The organism is Methylobacterium sp. JK268 (assembly GCF_054052225.1).
Genome location: NZ_JBSVZN010000021.1, coordinates 56,321 through 70,580, shown reverse-complemented (window position 1 = coordinate 70,580; position 14,260 = coordinate 56,321). Strand labels below are relative to the sequence as shown.

Below are 14,260 nucleotides of genomic sequence, written 5' to 3'. Positions count from 1 at the left end.
TGCGCGACGCCGCCCGCCGCCACCTCGCCGAGATCCCGCCCCGCGAGGCGCTGGCCGGCGACGTCCTGCTGTTCCGCTGGCGCGACGGCCTGCCCGCCAAGCACTGCGCCATCCTCACCGCGCCGCTCGCCGGACCCCGGCCCCGCATGATCCACGCCTATGACGGCCACGCCGTCCTGGAATGCGCCGTCCCGCCCGCTTGGGCGCGCCGCGTCGCCCACGCCTTCCGCTTCCCCAATCCCTCGCCGGACTCGCCGCCACCGCCAGCCCCATGAGCACCCTCGTCCTCTCCACCGCCGGCAAGGCTGCCGGCGCCGCTTTGGGCGGACCCCTCGGCGGGCTCCTCAGCGGCGTGGTCGGCGCGGGCCTCGGCGGCGTCCTCGACCGCGCCCTGTTCGGCGCCCGCCCCAAGCCGCAGGTCAACACCGGGCCGCGCCTCGCCGACCTCTACGTCACCGCCTCCACCGAGGGCGCCGCCATCGCGCGCGTCTACGGCCGCGTCCGCGTCGCCGGGCAGATCATCTGGGCCACCCGGCTCAAGGAGGAGCAGCACGTCGAGAAGGTGAGGACCAAGGGCGGCAAGGGTGCGCCCACGCAGAAGACCTACAATGTCACCTACACCTACTCGGTCAGCCTCGCCGTCGCCCTCTGCGAGGGGCCGATCACGGCGCTCGGCACCGTCTACGCCGACGGCAAGCCCATCCGCCTCTCCGACCACAATGTCCGCGTCTATCTCGGCGACGAGGCGCAGGGGCCCGACCCGAAGATCGAGGCGATCGAGGGCACCGGCAACGCCCCGGCCTACCGCGGGCTCGCCTACCTCGTCTTCGAGGACCTGGCCCTCACCGCCTTCGGCAACCGCGTGCCGGTCATCACCGCCGAGGTCACCCGCCGCCCGCCCCGCGCCGACGCCCGCCCGGCGCTCGAAGACCTCGTCACCGCCGTCACCCTGATCCCGGGCATGGGCGAGTTCGTCTACGCCACCGCCCCCGTGAAGGCCAACGACCGCGGCAGCCTCACCGGCCAGAACACCGTCTCCGGCGGGGTCGACCTGCTCAGGGCCCTCGACCAACTCCAGGAGCAGGCGCCCGCCTGCCGGCACGTCTCGCTGGTCGTGGCCTGGCACGGCACCGACCTGCGCCTCGGCTCCTGCCGCATCCTCCCCAAGGTCGAGACCCGGGCCAAGACCACCGACATCCCCTGGAGCGCCGGCGGCCTCACCCGGGCGCAGGCCGAGCTGGTCAGCCGCGACGCGCAGGGCCACCCGCTCGTCGGCGGGGCGCCCTCCGACCTCTCGGTGGTGCAGGCGATCGGCGAGTTGAAGCGGCGGGGGTTCGAGGTCACCCTCTACCCGTTCCTGATGATGGACGTGCCCGCCGGCAACGGCCTGCCCGACCCCTACGGCGGGGCGGAGCAGGCCGCCTTTCCCTGGCGGGGACGGATGACCTGCTTCCCGGCGATCGGCCGCCCGGGCAGCCCGGACAAGACCCCGGCCGCCGCCGACCAGGTCGCCGCCTTCTTCGGCAGCGTCACCCCGGCCGATCTCGCCTGGACCGGCAGCTCGGTCACCTGCGCCAAGCCGGAATGGAGCTTCCGCCGCTTCATCCTGCACTGCGCCCGGCTCGCGGCGGCGGCGGGCGGGGTGGACGCCTTCCTGATCGGCTCGGAGCTGGTCGGGCTGACCACGCTGCGCTCCGGCCCCGCCAGCTTCCCGGCCGTGGCGCAGCTGCGGGCGCTCGCGGCCGACGCCCGGGCGATCCTCGGGCCCGGCCCGGCGATCGGCTACGGGGCGGACTGGACCGAGTACGCCAACTACCGCCCGGCGGACGGCACCGGCGACGTGTTCTTCCCCCTCGACCCGCTCTGGGCGGATGCGAATATCGGCTTCGTCGGGATCGACAACTACATGCCGCTCGCCGACTGGCGCGACGGGCTCAATCACGCGGACGCGCAGCGTTACGCGAGCCCGTACGACCCGGCCTACCTCGCCGGGAACGTGGCGGGGGGCGAGCTCTACGACTGGTTCTACCCGACGCAGGCCGACCGCGACGCGCAGAACCGGGTGCCGATCCGCGACACCGCCCACGGCGAGGACTGGATCTTCCGCCTCAAGGACCTGCGCGGCTGGTGGGCGAACCCCCACCACGACCGGCCGGGCGGCGTGCGCCAGGCCGCCGCCACGGCCTGGGTGCCGCAGTCGAAGCCGATCCGCTTCACCGAGCTCGGCTGCCCGGCCGTCGACAAGGGCGCCAACCAGCCCAACGTCTTCGTCGACCCCAAGTCGTCGGAGTCCTTCCTGCCGTACTCCTCCACCGGCCGGCAGGATCTCGCCATGCAGCGCGCCTTCCTGGAAGCGGCGCTCGCCTATTGGAAGACATCGGACGGCAACCCGGTCTCGGCTGTGTACGGCACCCGGATGGTCGATCCGGAGCGGATCTTCCTGTGGACCTGGGACGCGCGGCCCTATCCCGAGTTCCCGCGCCAGTCGGGCGTGTGGAGCGACGCGCCCAACTACGCCCTCGGCCACTGGCTCAACGGCCGGCTCGGCCTGGCCAGCCTGCCCGACGTGGTGGCGGAGATCTGCCGGGAGGCCGGCGCGCCGGTGGACGTCTCGGAGCTGCGCGGCGTGGTCTCGGGCTACGCGCTCACCGAGGTCCAGGCCCCGCGCGACAGCCTCGCGCCCCTGCGCACCGCCTTCTTCTTCGACGGGGTCGAGAGCGGCGGGGCGCTCCGCTTCCTCCCGCTCGCCCGCGCGCCGGTGGCCCGCTTCACGGAGGCCGACCTCGTGGCGGCCGGGCAGGGGGCGGATTTCCGGCGCACGCGCAGCGAGGAGACCGCGCTGCCGGGCAGCGTGGCGCTCACCTACCTCGACCCGGCCCGCGCCTACCAGGGCGCCGCGGTCGAGGCGCGCCGGCTCTCCGGCCGGGCGGCCTCCGTGTCGCGGGTGAGCCTGCCGCTGTGCCTGGAGGAGGGGGCGGCGCGCGGGATCGCGCAGGCGCTGCTCTACCAGGCGCTGGTCGAGCGCGAGAGCGTCACCGCCAGCCTGCCGCCCTCGGCGCTGGCGCTGGAGGTCGGGGGCATTCTGACGCTCGACCTCGCCGGAGCGGAGGTCGAGGTGCGCCTCACCCGCCTCGGGCTGGAGGCGGGCCGGCCGTTCAGCGCGGTGCGGGCGGATGCGGGCGTGTTCGCCTACCGGGACGGCACCGCCACCGGCCGCGCGCCGGAGCCGCCGCCGACGCTGGGCGTGGGGCTGTTCCGCATCCTCGACCTGCCGCTGCTGAGTTCCCAGGCGGTGCCGCACGCGCCGTACTTCGCGGCCTACACGCTGCCCTGGTCGCCCGTGAGCGTGCTGCGGGCGCTCGCGGGCGGGGCGCCGGAGGCGGACGCGCTGGTCCAAGCCCGCTCGGTCATCGGCGCGCTCACCGCCGACCTCTATCCCGGCCCGACCGGCCGCTGGGACCGGGTCAACGCCGTGTACGTCCAGGTGCCGCCCGGGGCGGAACTGGTCTCGGCCTCGGAGCTCGACGTGCTGAACGGCGCCAACGCGGCCGCGCTGCTGACCCCCTCGGGGGAGTGGGAGGTGCTGCAGTGGAGCACCGCCACCCTGCTCGGGGCGGGCCGCTACCGGCTGACCGGGCTGCTGCGCGGCCAGCTCGGCACCGAGTTCGCCATGGGCGCGCCCACGCCCGCCGGGGCTCCCTTCGTGGTGCTCTCCGACGCGCTGGTGCAGTCGGGCATGCCGGCCTCGGCCCGGGCGCTGCCGCAGGTGTTCACCTGGGGCCCGGCCGCCCGCCCGCCGGAGGATCCCGCCTACGCTTCCGCCGCCGTGACGGTGGTGGGGATGGGCCTGCGCCCCTACGCGCCCGTGCAGCCCCGGCTGCGGCGGCAGGACAACGGCGACCTGGTGCTGAGCTGGATCCGCCGCACGCGGGTCGACGGCGACGCCTGGGAACAGGCCGAGGTGCCGCTCGCCGAGGAGGCGGAGGCCTACGCGGTCGACATCCTGGCCGCGGACGGCCGGGTGCTCCGCACGATCCAGGTGGCGAGCCCGCGCCTCACCTACGCGGCGGCCGACCAGGCGGCGGATCTCGGCGGCCCGGCGGTGCGGCTGTCGGTGGCGATCCACCAGCTCTCGCCGGCCTACGGCCGCGGCACCCCCCTGAGGACCACGCTCGATGTCTGACGCCACCCCCAACCTGGCGCTGCCGCTGCTGGCGGCCGCCCAGGCGCAGAAGCACGTCACCCACAACGAGGCGCTGACCGCGCTCGACACGCTGGTGCAGCTCGCGGTGCTGGACAAGGACCTCACGGGCCCGCCCGCCGCGGCGGCCGAGGGCGACCGCTACCTGATCGCCGGGGCAAGCCCGACCGGGGCCTGGAGCGGCTGGGCCGGGCGGGTGGTGCGCCGCCAGGACGGGCAGTGGGTCTCGGTCGTCCCCAGGCCCGGCTGGCTGGCCTACGTGCTCGACGAGGCCGACCTCTACGTCTACGCCGCCGGGTCCGGCACGGCCGGTGCCTGGGTGAGCCTGCGCAGCACGCTGACCGCGCTGCAGAACCTCGCCCGGCTCGGGATCGGGACCACGGCCGACGCCGCCACCCCCTTCGCGGCCAAGCTCAACGCGGCGCTCTGGGCGGCCCTGACCAAGGCCGAGGGCGGCAGCGGGGATCTCCGGTATACGCTCAACAAGGAGGCCTCCGGCAACACGCTCTCCCTGTTGTTCCAGACCGGCTGGTCGGGCCGGGCGGAGATCGGGCTCACCGGCGACGACGACCTGCACCTGAAGGTCTCGGCCGACGGCAGCGCCTGGACGGAGGCCCTGCGCCTCGACCGGGCGACCGGCGGGGCCGATTGGCGGGTCGCGGAGGTGAGTGCGGCCGCGGCCGCGACGGTGGACCTCGGGGCGCTGAACGCGCTGGCCGTGACGCTCACCGGCACGACCGCGATCACCAGCTTCGGGACGGCGCCGCGGCGGCTGCGGCTGCTGCGCTTCGCCTCGGCGCTCACGCTCACCCACGATCCGGGGACCCTGATCCTGCCGGGCGGGGCGAACCTCGTCACCGCGGCGGGCGACACGGCGCTCGTCACCTCGGACGCCTCGGGCGTCTGGACGGTGCGGGCCTATCAGCGCGCCTCCGGCAAGCCGCTCATCGGCCCGGCCGCGGCCGAGATCACCGACGGCACGACGACCGGCCGGGCGGTGCTCACGGCGGCCAGCGCGGCGGCGGGCGCGACGGCGCTGGGACTCGGCACCGGCAACAGCCCGACCTTCGCCGGGGCGGTCCTCGGCCCGACCACGGCCGCTTCCGGCGCCGCGGCCTCGGGCAGCAGCGCCGGCGCCCTCGTCCCCGCTGCTCTGCGCCTGTCCTCGGCCTACTCGGTCGGTGCCGGCTACCAGACGATCCTGTCCGCCCTCGCGCCCAACATGGCGACGGGCGAAGTCCTCAACTACCTGTTCGGCCAGGGATTGGGGGCCTACAATTCCGGATATCTCGGCTATGCCTACGGCGGCACCAATTCCCCCAACAGCTACGTGACGATCGGGCTCTACGCGAGCGACCGCATCCTCAACGTCGTCGCGAACGGCCGGGTGGGGATCGGCACGACCTCACCCGGGACGGTGCTCGACGTGGCCGGCCCGGTGCGGCCGGGCAGCTACACGGTGGCGACGGTGCCGGTCGGGGTGGCGGGGGCGCTGATCCACGTGAGCAACGCCCGCAAGGTGGGCGAGGCGGCGGGCGCCGGCACGGGGGTGCCGGCCTACTTCGCGGGCAATTCCTGGCGGCGGCTGTCGGATGACAGCCCGGTCGCGGCGTGAGGGCGTGATGAGCGAGACCTTCCTGTACGAGTTCCTGTATCGCGGGCGCGGCCCGGGCGCGGCGGAGCCGCCGGGCTGGCACGTGGTGCTGGCGCAGAGCGTGGCGCCGCCGGGCGGGGGTGCAGCGCAGACCGTGCTGAGCGGGGCGCTGACGCCCGCGCAGGCGGAGGCGGCGGGGTTCGGGCTGCCGGCGCTGCTCTCCGCGATCAACGCCGGCGTGATGGCCGAGCGCGACGCCAAGGCGGCGGCGCTCGCCGCAGCGGAGGCGGAGCGGGAGAGCCTGCGCCGGCAGCTGGCCACCGTGACGGCGGAACGCGACGCGCTGCGGGCGCCCGCGCCCGCCTCATCCGAGACCCCGGCGGCCTGACGCCCCGGCCTCCCGCCGCGGCGGGGACTGCCCGCGGCGCGGCCGATCGCACCGCCGTCCCGCGCGTCGCCCCGGGCCATCGCCCCGGCGGCCGGGCGGCGCGGCGCCATTCCCGACGTCCCCCACACCGGAGATCCGCATGGCACCGGCGCTCGATCGCGCGGGGTTCTTCGCGCGCGTCCGCACCGCCCCTTTCCCGGGGCACCTCACCGGCCCGCAGGTGGCCGGGCTCACCGCGCTCCTCGACGCGGCCCCGGCCGGGCTCTCGGCCGAGGCGCAGGCCTACGTGCTGGCGACCGCCTATCACGAGACGGCTGCCACGCTGCAGCCGGTCGAGGAGATCGGCCGGGGCCGGGGCAGGCCCTACGGCCTGACCGACCCGGCGACCGGGCAGGTCTATTGCGGCCGCGGCTACGTGCAGCTGACCTGGAAGGCGAACTACGCCAAGGCGCAGGCCGCGCTGGGGCAGCCCTTCGTGGCGCAGCCGGCGCTGGCGCTGCGGCCGGACCTCGCGGCGGCGATCCTCTACCGCGGCATGACCGAGGGCTGGTTCACCGGCCGCAGGCTCGCGGACGACTTCGCCCCCGGTCGCGCGGACCCGGTGAGCGCGCGCCGGATCATCAACGGCAGCGACCGGGCGGAGCGGATCGCCGGCCATTACCGGGGCTTCCTCGCCGCGCTCCAGGCCGGCCGCGTCCGTCCATCGCCGGCGCGCTGCCCGACCTGCGGCACGGCCGTCGCCGCCTAATGCCAACGGCCCAGGATGCTCACGCATCGACGCGATCGCGGGCAGGCCCGAGATCGGCGGGGCCGCTGACCATCTCGTGGTTCCGATGCCGAGCCCAAGGTTCAGGATTCTGGGCTTGGCGACCATTCGAGAGCGGAACCGGCGGTCGTTGGACATGGCCGCTGGCGTGGGATCCCGCGCGCCGCCGGGATCGCGGCGCTTCAGACCGGAGACAGACGATGACGAAATTCCTCACCCCGGGCGTCGTGACCGGGATGCTCTCGGCGGCCTCCGTAGGCGCGGGCCTCGCGGGCCGGCCGGCGCTCGCGGCCTACCTGGACGATCCCTCCACCGCCGCGAACCTGCTCGCCCTGCTCGGCGCGGCGGGCGCGCTCGCAGCCGGCTTCCTCAAGGGAGTGCGGTCCGCCTGACCGGTGCCTCCCGGGCCTCATCGCCAGGGTGACGCAAGGACGCCGAAGACGACGGATCTGCCCGATGCGGTCCCGCCGGCCGGGGACCGCCGGTACCCCATCGCGAGAGCCTTCCATGGAGCGGCACGCGCTGTCGTTTCCCGCGCATGGCCACGCGGGTTCTGTCGGGCGTGTCCCGATCCTCCGGACGGTGCCGGGTGGGGCCGTGCGGGAGGGGCCTCGACACGCTGGCTGATCCAAACCCCTGCGACCGCACCGGCGGAGGCGGATGGGCCGTTTCGTTGCCGGACGCCCTGTGCTCTCCTGCACGTCTCTCAGAGGTCGTTCCTTGGCCCGGCTGCCCCGTGCAGCCAGGCTTTTTCGTGTTCGGCCGCCGCCTCCCCGAACCGGGCCGCCAGCGCCTCGGCGCGGGCGAGGTCCTCCGGCGCGTTGAGGTTCAGGAACGGATCGACCGGGTCCACCGGCCAGTCCACCGTCGCGGTGCCGTGGCCGGCGATCCAGGCCCCGACCCGCCGCTGGCCCTGTCGCACCAGCGCGTCGCGCAGGTCCTCCCGCAGGGCGACCGCCCAGAGCCCGGCCGTGTGGTGGGCGCGTTCCCCGGAGGCCGCGGTGGCGAGCGGCGTGCCGGCGGCGGCCCGGGCGGCGTGCAGCCGGGCCACGAAATCGACCGGCAGGAAGGGCGTGTCCCCCGGCACCGTGGCGATGAAGGCCACGCCCGGGTGGTGCGCGGCCGCGTGGTCGAGCCCGGCGAGCACGCCCGCGAGCGGGCCGGGCGTTCCGGCCACGGAATCCGGCACGACCGGCCCGGCGAAGCCGGGTCGGAACCGCGCCGGGTCGCCGTTGGCGTTGAGGATCAGGCCGGCCGCGCATTGCGGCGCGAGGCGGGCGGCGACCCGGGCGAGGAGCGTCTCGCCGGCGAGACGCAGCAGGGGCTTGTCGCCGCCGCCCATCCGGCGGGCGAGGCCGCCCGCCAGGATCACCCCCAGGGTCGGCGGCGGGAGGTTCACTCGATGACGATCCGCGGCGGCGTGCGGCCGGCGGGCGCCCCCGTCAGGCCGGCCCAGAGGCGCGCGGCGATCTCCCGGTAGGTCGCGGCCTGCGGGCTGTCGGGATCGACCGCCACCACGGGGCGGCCCGCGTCGGACGATTCGCGGATCGCCATGGTGAGCGGCACCTCGCCCAGGAAGGGCACGCCGAGGCGCTGCGCCTCATGCCGGGCGCCGCCATGCCCGAAGATGGGCGAGGCCCCGCCGCAATGCGGGCAGATGAAGGTCGCCATGTTCTCGACGATGCCGAGGATCGGCACCTCGACGCGGCGGAACATGGTGACGCCGCGCCGGGCGTCGATCAGGGCGAGATCCTGCGGGGTCGAGACGATCACCGCGCCCGCGAGCGGCGTCGCCTGGGCCAGCGTCAGCTGCGCGTCACCGGTGCCCGGCGGCATGTCGACCACCAGCACGTCGAGCTCGCCCCAGGCCACCTCGCGCAGGAGCTGGGTCAGGGCCGACTGCACCATCGGGCCGCGCCAGATCATCGCCGTCTCGGCCTGGATCAGGAATCCGATCGACATCACCGGCAGGCCGTAGCCGCTGAGCGGCACGATGCGCTGGCCCTCCGGCGTCGCGACGGTCTCGGGCTTCTGGTCGAGGCCGAACAGCTTGGGCACCGAGGGGCCGTAGATGTCCGCGTCGAGGAGGCCGACCTTCAGCCCCTGCGCCTTGAGGGCGAGGGCGAGGTTGCAGGCGGTGGTCGACTTGCCGACGCCGCCCTTGCCGGAGGCCACCGCGATGACGTGGCGGATGCCCGGAACCGCCGGCCCGGGCCGCGGGCCGGCCCCGCCCGGTCCGGGCCGGGGCGCGCCCGCCGGCGGACCTCCCTGGCCCTGCGGCCGCTCGCCGGTGAGGCTCGCGAGCACGCTCTTCACGCCCGGGACCTTCAGGACGGCGATCTCGGCCGCCTGCCGCACCGCCTCGAAGGCCTCGGCCTCGCGCGGGGCGATGGCGATCGAGAACATCACCCGCTGGCCGGGATCGATCACGATCTCGGAGAGGCGTCCGGAAGCGGGGAGCGGGGTGCCCTTGGGGTCCACGGTCACGCCCGACAGCGCCCTCAGCACGTCCTCACGGGTGATCGCCACGACTCGTCACTCCTCGGCGGGCCGACGCGGCCCTCCTGCCCATGTAACCCCGCATCGGGGAAACGCCAGCGCGGCAACTCAGTCGTCGGGCATCGTCAGGCGCGTCTCGCCGCTGTCGACCACGAAGACCGCCAGCAGCCGCGCCGGCACCGTCCCGCTGGCGTTCCGGCTGACCGCGTGGTGGTCGCCCGGCTGCTCGACGAAGCTCTCGCCCGCCCGGTAGACCCGCTCCGGCCCGTCGTTGACCCGGCTGACGACCGCCCCGTCGAGGACCGTCGCGGTGATGAAGGCGGAGGGCGCGTGGCGATGGCCGGGCGAGGCCCCGCCCGGCCCGTAGGTCACGAGCACGCCGCGCAGGCTCTTGCCGGGCAGGCCGGGAATCGGGTGGTCGTAGAGCAGGCGGACGCCCGCCGCGTCGGTCGCGGGCTCCCGCGCGGCCTCCTGCGCCGCGGCGGGGGTGGCGAGGAGCGCGGCGATGAGGAGGGCGGTTTTGACCATGGATCGTTTCCCGTCGGGATGCGGCCGGTCCGGCCGCGCCGCCGTCATGACGACGGGCTCCCGGCAGATGTGACACGATCCGGTGGCATCCCGCGCCGTGCGCGGCCGGCGGCGGGAGACCATCGTCGGAGGATCCCGGCCCGCGTCTCAGGGGTCGAGCGCGGCTCTCCGCGCACGAGGCCCGAAGGTGCCCGTCGAGGAGGGGACCTCGACCCTGATCCCCATCGCCGGGGACGTGAAGATCCAGATCGCGACGGCGGCCCGCGGCGAGGATCCGTTCGGCGACCGGGCGGAGCTCGTCGGGCTCCTGCGGGCCGCCCGGACGGCGCAGGGACTGCCCGTGCGGCGGAGGTGACGGAGCCGCGCCATCGGTGCCCCACCGCACCGCCGCCCCGCGCCCGGCGCCGTAATCCTCTGCGCAAGGACGACATCACCGCTTTCGGAGACGGCCATGCGGGAACGGATCGAGGATCTCGGGTTCATCGTGCAGCTCGCCAGCGTCGCGCTCATCGGCAGCCTGCTCGCCGGCCTGTTCGCCTGACGGGCCCGGGCCCATCGCCTCAGGACGGGACGCCCGTCCGGTACAACAGATCCCGGAAGGCGCTGCGGATCGGCGCCTCCGGCTCCTCCCAGGGGACGTGGCGCTCCGCGCCGACCCCGTCCGCCAGGAGCTGGGCCGCGAAGACGGCGCCCGCCCCCCCGATCATGCGCTCCTCGACCCGGTCGAGCAGCCGCTCGACCTCCGCGCCCGGCAGCAGCTTCGCCCCGACGAGCACGCGCATCAGCTCCGTGGCCAGGGCTTCGAGCACCTTGATCCGGTCTTCCAGTTCGAGCGTTCCCATGGCGCGTTCCGGTTGCAAGATGTGGTCCCTGCAATCGAACACGCCGCCCGCGAAACGACTGATAATGCGGTCGCTCGATTTCGATCGAACGCCGGTCCTCGACTGGACAAGGCGGCCGTCCTCCCCACCATGGCGGGCGCCGAATCGGGAGACGGGATGTCGGAATCGTTCGTGATGCTGCGCCGGGCGTGCTGGGCCGCCGGGTGCCTGTGCGTGGTCGTCCTCGTCTGGCTCTCGCTGATCCCCCGGGAGTGGGAGGTCCGCACCGGCGTTCCCGGCCAGGCCGAGCACGTCGCGGCCTATGCGGGGACGGCGGCGTTCCTGGTCCTCGGGCAGCGCTGGCCGGCCGCGTGGCGGGTCGCCGCGGGCCTCGCCATCGTGGCCTGCCTGATGGAGGTGGGTCAGATCTGGGTGCCGGGCCGCACCGCGCAGGTCATCGACGCCGCGGCGAGCGCGGCCGGGGCGGGCCTCGGCGCGCTCGCGGGCTCATTCCTGCGGCGCCGGCTCCTGCGCCGGCTCGCGTGAGGCGTCGCGCGGCGTCGCGCGACGCCTTCGAGCGGCCTCAGATCGACCGGATCGCCCCGCCGTCGACCCGGATCATGCTGCCGGTGACGTAGGAGGCCCGCTCGGAGGCGAGGAAGCAGGCGACGTCGGCGAATTCCTGCACCCGGCCGTAGCGCTTCGCGGGGATCGCCGCGCGGGCCGCCTCGGCGATCTCGGCCGGGCTCTTGCCCTGCGCCTTGGCGTTGGCGGCGTCGAGTTCGCCGGTCCGGTCGGTCTCGATGCGGCCGGGCAGGATCATGTTGACGGTGACGCCCTCGGCCGCGACCTCGCTCGCGAGGGTCTTGGCCCAGCCGGCCAGCGAGGCGCGGAGCGCATTCGACATCACGAGGTTCGGGATCGGCTGCTCGACCCCGCTCGACGCCACCACGACGATGCGCCCGAACCCGCCCTGGCGCATGCCCGGCAGGACGAGGCCGGCGAGTCGGATCACCGGCACCACCATGGCGTCGAATTGCGGCGCCCAGGCCTCGGGTGCGACGGTGGTGGCCTGCCCGGCCGGCGGGCCGCCCGTGTTGGCGATCAGGATGTCGACGCCGCCGAGATGCTCCTGCGCGGCCGCGTGGATCGCCTCGACGCTCTCGCGCAGGTCGCCCGCCACCGACACGGCGCGGCCCTGGCCGCGCGCGTTGATCGCCGCCACGGCCTGCTCCAGCCGCTCGGCGCTGCGCGCGGCCATGAGCACGTTGGCCCCCTCCGCCGCGAGGCTCTCGGCGATGCCGCGGCCGAGCCCCCGGCTCGACGACAGGACGATGGCGCGTTTGCCCTTGAGACCGAGATCCATGGGTGTGTCCTCCCGTTACTGGTGAGTGGCCAACGCTTCGAGCCAGCGTTCGGCCTGCGCCCGCACGTTGGCGGGGGCGGTGCCCCCGTAGCTGGTGCGGCTCGCCACCGACTTCTCGACGCCGAGCACGTCGTAGATCGCCGGGGTGATGCGGGGTTCCTCCGCCCGCATCTCGTCGAGGCTCAGCGCTTCGAGCCCCACGCCCCTGGCCGAGGCGAGGCCGACGAGCCGTCCGGTGACGTGGTGGGCGTCCCGGAAGGGCAGGCCGAGTTCGCGCACCAGCCAATCGGCGAGGTCGGTGGCGGTGGCGTAGCCGGAGCCCGCCGCCGCCTTCAGCACCTCCGGCACCGGCTCGAGGTCGCGGACCATCCCGGCCATGGCGGCGAGGCACAGCGAGAGGGTCTGGAGCGCGTCGAAGGTGCCCTCCTTGTCCTCCTGCATGTCCTTCGAATAGGCGAGCGGCAGCCCCTTCATCACGATCAGGAGCCCGGTGAGCGCGCCGATCACCCGGCCGGCCTTGGCGCGGACCAGCTCGGCGGCGTCCGGGTTGCGCTTCTGCGGCATGATCGAGGAGCCGGTGGTGAACCGGTCCGAGAGCCGCACGAAGCCGAACTGGGCCGAGGTCCAGACCACGATCTCCTCGGCGAAGCGCGACAGGTGCGTGGCGGCGATCGCCGCCGCCGCCAGGGCCTCCAGGGCGAAGTCGCGGTCGGCGACGGAATCGAGGGAATTCGCGGTCGGCCGGTCGAAGCCGAGGGCGGCCGCGGTGGCGTGGCGATCGATCGGGAAGGAGGTGCCGGCGAGGGCCGCGGCGCCGAGCGGGCACTCGTTCATCCGCGCCCGCGCGTCGCGGAAGCGGCCGCGGTCGCGCCCGAGCATCTCCACGTAGGCGAGGAGATGGTGGCCGAAGGTGACGGGCTGGGCCGATTGCAGGTGGGTGAAGCCCGGCATCACCGTGCCGGCATGGGCGAGGGCAAGCTCCGCCAGCGCCCGCTGCAGGTCGGCGGCCTGGGCGTCGAGGGCGTCGAGCGTGTCGCGCACCCACAGGCGCATGTCGGTGGCGACCTGGTCGTTGCGCGAACGGGCGGTGTGCAGGCGCCCGGCCGTCGGCCCGACGATCTCGCGCAGGCGGCTCTCCACGTTCATGTGGATGTCCTCCAGCGCGCGCTGGAACGTGAAGGTCCCGGCCTCGATTTCCGCCTGGACCGTCTTGAGCCCGGCTTCGATCGCCGCCACATCGGCCTGCGGCAGGATCCCGGTCTTTCCCAGCATGGCCACGTGGGCGAGCGAGCCCCGGATGTCCTGGGGGGCGAGGCGCTTGTCGAAGCCGATGGAGGCGTTGATCTCCTCCATGATCTCGGCGGGGCCGCTCGCGAAGCGCCCGCCCCACATCCGGTTGCTCATGTCCGCACCTCGTCTCGCCCGTCAGCCGCTCGCCCTCACGGGCGGGATCGCCGTCGCCGCCCTGGCCCTGGGCGCCGCCCTATACGCCGCGGGCAGCCCCGGCAACAGCGGCGCCTGCCGGGGGGCCGCCGCGACCGCCGCGCGGGTCGCGCCCTTCTCGCGCGGGGAGGTGGCGGCGCTCCAGGTCGATCCCGCCCCGAAGCCGACGCCGGCGCTCGCCTTCACCGGCCCGGACGGCAAGCCCCGCACCCTCGACGACCTCAAGGGCCGGACCGTGCTCCTGAACCTTTGGGCGACGTGGTGCGCCCCCTGCAAGGCGGAGATGCCGGCGCTGGACCGGCTCCAGGGGGCGCTCGGGGGGCCGGACTTCGAGGTGGTGGCCCTCAACGTCGACACCCGCAACCCGGACAGGCCGCCGGCCTGGCTGCGCGAGACCGGCATCACCCGGCTCGCCTATTATTCCGACCCGGCGGGCGGCGTGCTGCCGGTGCTCCAGAAGAGCGGCGAGGTGGTGGGGCTGCCGACCACGCTCCTCATCGACAAGGCCGGCTGCGAGATCGGCGTGATGAAGGGCCCGGCCGAGTGGGCGAGCGAGGACGGGCTCGCCCTGGTGCGGGCGGCGCTGGGACGCCTGCCGGCGGGGTAGACGACGCGGCCATACGATCCCGTCATCGGCAGCAGGCGGATCCGCAT

14 protein-coding genes and 1 pseudogene are annotated in these 14,260 nt (G+C 74.8%); 9 read left to right on the top strand and 6 right to left on the bottom strand.

Annotated features, from left to right (window positions below):
* The 6 genes and pseudogenes from ACW9J6_RS21640 to ACW9J6_RS21615 all read left to right on the top strand — a co-directional run.
* Positions 1-275: pseudogene (locus tag ACW9J6_RS21640) on the top strand (hypothetical protein); the annotation flags it as partial.
* Positions 272-4,183 carry a baseplate multidomain protein megatron gene (locus ACW9J6_RS21635; protein ID WP_457115759.1) on the top strand — a complete coding sequence of 1,304 codons (3,912 nt, stop codon included), beginning with the start codon at positions 272-274 and terminating at the stop codon, positions 4,181-4,183. The pseudogene ACW9J6_RS21640 and the gene ACW9J6_RS21635, both read left to right, overlap by 4 nt.
* Entirely contained in the window at positions 4,176-5,816 is a 1,641-nt protein-coding gene (locus ACW9J6_RS21630) for a DUF2793 domain-containing protein (RefSeq protein ID WP_457115758.1), read from the top strand. Before ACW9J6_RS21635 ends, ACW9J6_RS21630 begins: the two co-directional genes overlap by 8 nt.
* Before the next feature lie 7 nt (positions 5,817-5,823).
* A complete protein-coding gene (locus ACW9J6_RS21625; protein ID WP_457117398.1) occupies positions 5,824-6,183 on the top strand; it encodes a hypothetical protein in 360 nt (119 codons plus the stop codon).
* Positions 6,184-6,322: 139 nt separating this feature from the next.
* On the top strand, positions 6,323-6,931 hold the full coding sequence (locus ACW9J6_RS21620; protein WP_457118578.1) for a hypothetical protein: 609 nt from the start codon (positions 6,323-6,325) through the stop codon (positions 6,929-6,931).
* Between the two features lie 218 nt (positions 6,932-7,149).
* Complete coding sequence (locus ACW9J6_RS21615; RefSeq protein WP_457118577.1) at positions 7,150-7,341, top strand: hypothetical protein; 192 nt, start codon at positions 7,150-7,152, stop codon at positions 7,339-7,341.
* Between the two features lie 314 nt (positions 7,342-7,655).
* Here ACW9J6_RS21615 and mobA read toward each other — a convergent pair whose 3' ends face one another.
* The 3 genes from mobA to ACW9J6_RS21600 all read right to left on the bottom strand — a co-directional run bounded on the left by mobA (position 7,656) and on the right by ACW9J6_RS21600 (position 9,976).
* Entirely contained in the window at positions 7,656-8,348 is a 693-nt protein-coding gene (gene mobA, locus ACW9J6_RS21610) for a molybdenum cofactor guanylyltransferase MobA (RefSeq protein ID WP_457118576.1), read from the bottom strand.
* The gene (locus ACW9J6_RS21605) at positions 8,345-9,478 is read right to left on the bottom strand and encodes an Mrp/NBP35 family ATP-binding protein (protein ID WP_457118575.1); all 1,134 of its coding nucleotides are present in this window, start codon (positions 9,476-9,478) and stop codon (positions 8,345-8,347) included. The genes mobA and ACW9J6_RS21605 overlap by 4 nt, the downstream gene beginning before the upstream one ends.
* Before the next feature lie 78 nt (positions 9,479-9,556).
* Entirely contained in the window at positions 9,557-9,976 is a 420-nt protein-coding gene (locus ACW9J6_RS21600; RefSeq protein ID WP_457118574.1) for a cupin domain-containing protein, read from the bottom strand.
* Positions 9,977-10,163: 187 nt separating this feature from the next.
* On the opposite strand from ACW9J6_RS21600, the gene ACW9J6_RS21595 reads away from it, so the two are divergent.
* Entirely contained in the window at positions 10,164-10,331 is a 168-nt protein-coding gene (locus tag ACW9J6_RS21595; protein ID WP_457118573.1) for a hypothetical protein, read from the top strand.
* Positions 10,332-10,536: 205 nt separating this feature from the next.
* Here the strand turns inward: ACW9J6_RS21595 and ACW9J6_RS21590 are convergent, their stop codons facing one another.
* Positions 10,537-10,818, bottom strand: a complete 282-nt coding sequence (locus tag ACW9J6_RS21590) for a hypothetical protein (protein ID WP_457118572.1) — start codon at positions 10,816-10,818, stop codon at positions 10,537-10,539.
* 156 nt (positions 10,819-10,974) lie between these two features.
* Between ACW9J6_RS21590 and ACW9J6_RS21585 the strand changes: the two genes are divergently transcribed.
* Positions 10,975-11,343 carry a VanZ family protein gene (locus tag ACW9J6_RS21585; protein WP_457118571.1) on the top strand — a complete coding sequence of 123 codons (369 nt, stop codon included), beginning with the start codon at positions 10,975-10,977 and terminating at the stop codon, positions 11,341-11,343.
* Between the two features lie 37 nt (positions 11,344-11,380).
* Here the strand turns inward: ACW9J6_RS21585 and ACW9J6_RS21580 are convergent, their stop codons facing one another.
* Both ACW9J6_RS21580 and argH read right to left on the bottom strand, forming a co-directional pair.
* On the bottom strand, positions 11,381-12,163 hold the full coding sequence (locus ACW9J6_RS21580) for an SDR family oxidoreductase (RefSeq protein WP_457118570.1): 783 nt from the start codon (positions 12,161-12,163) through the stop codon (positions 11,381-11,383).
* Positions 12,164-12,178: 15 nt separating this feature from the next.
* Positions 12,179-13,567, bottom strand: a complete 1,389-nt coding sequence (gene argH, locus ACW9J6_RS21575; RefSeq protein ID WP_457118569.1) for an argininosuccinate lyase — start codon at positions 13,565-13,567, stop codon at positions 12,179-12,181.
* On the opposite strand from argH, the gene tlpA reads away from it, so the two are divergent.
* Positions 13,566-14,213: a thiol:disulfide interchange protein TlpA gene (gene tlpA / locus ACW9J6_RS21570; protein WP_457118568.1), complete on the top strand. Its 648-nt coding sequence runs from the start codon at positions 13,566-13,568 to the stop codon at positions 14,211-14,213. The genes argH and tlpA overlap by 2 nt on opposite strands.
* Positions 14,214-14,260: the final 47 nt, after the last annotated feature.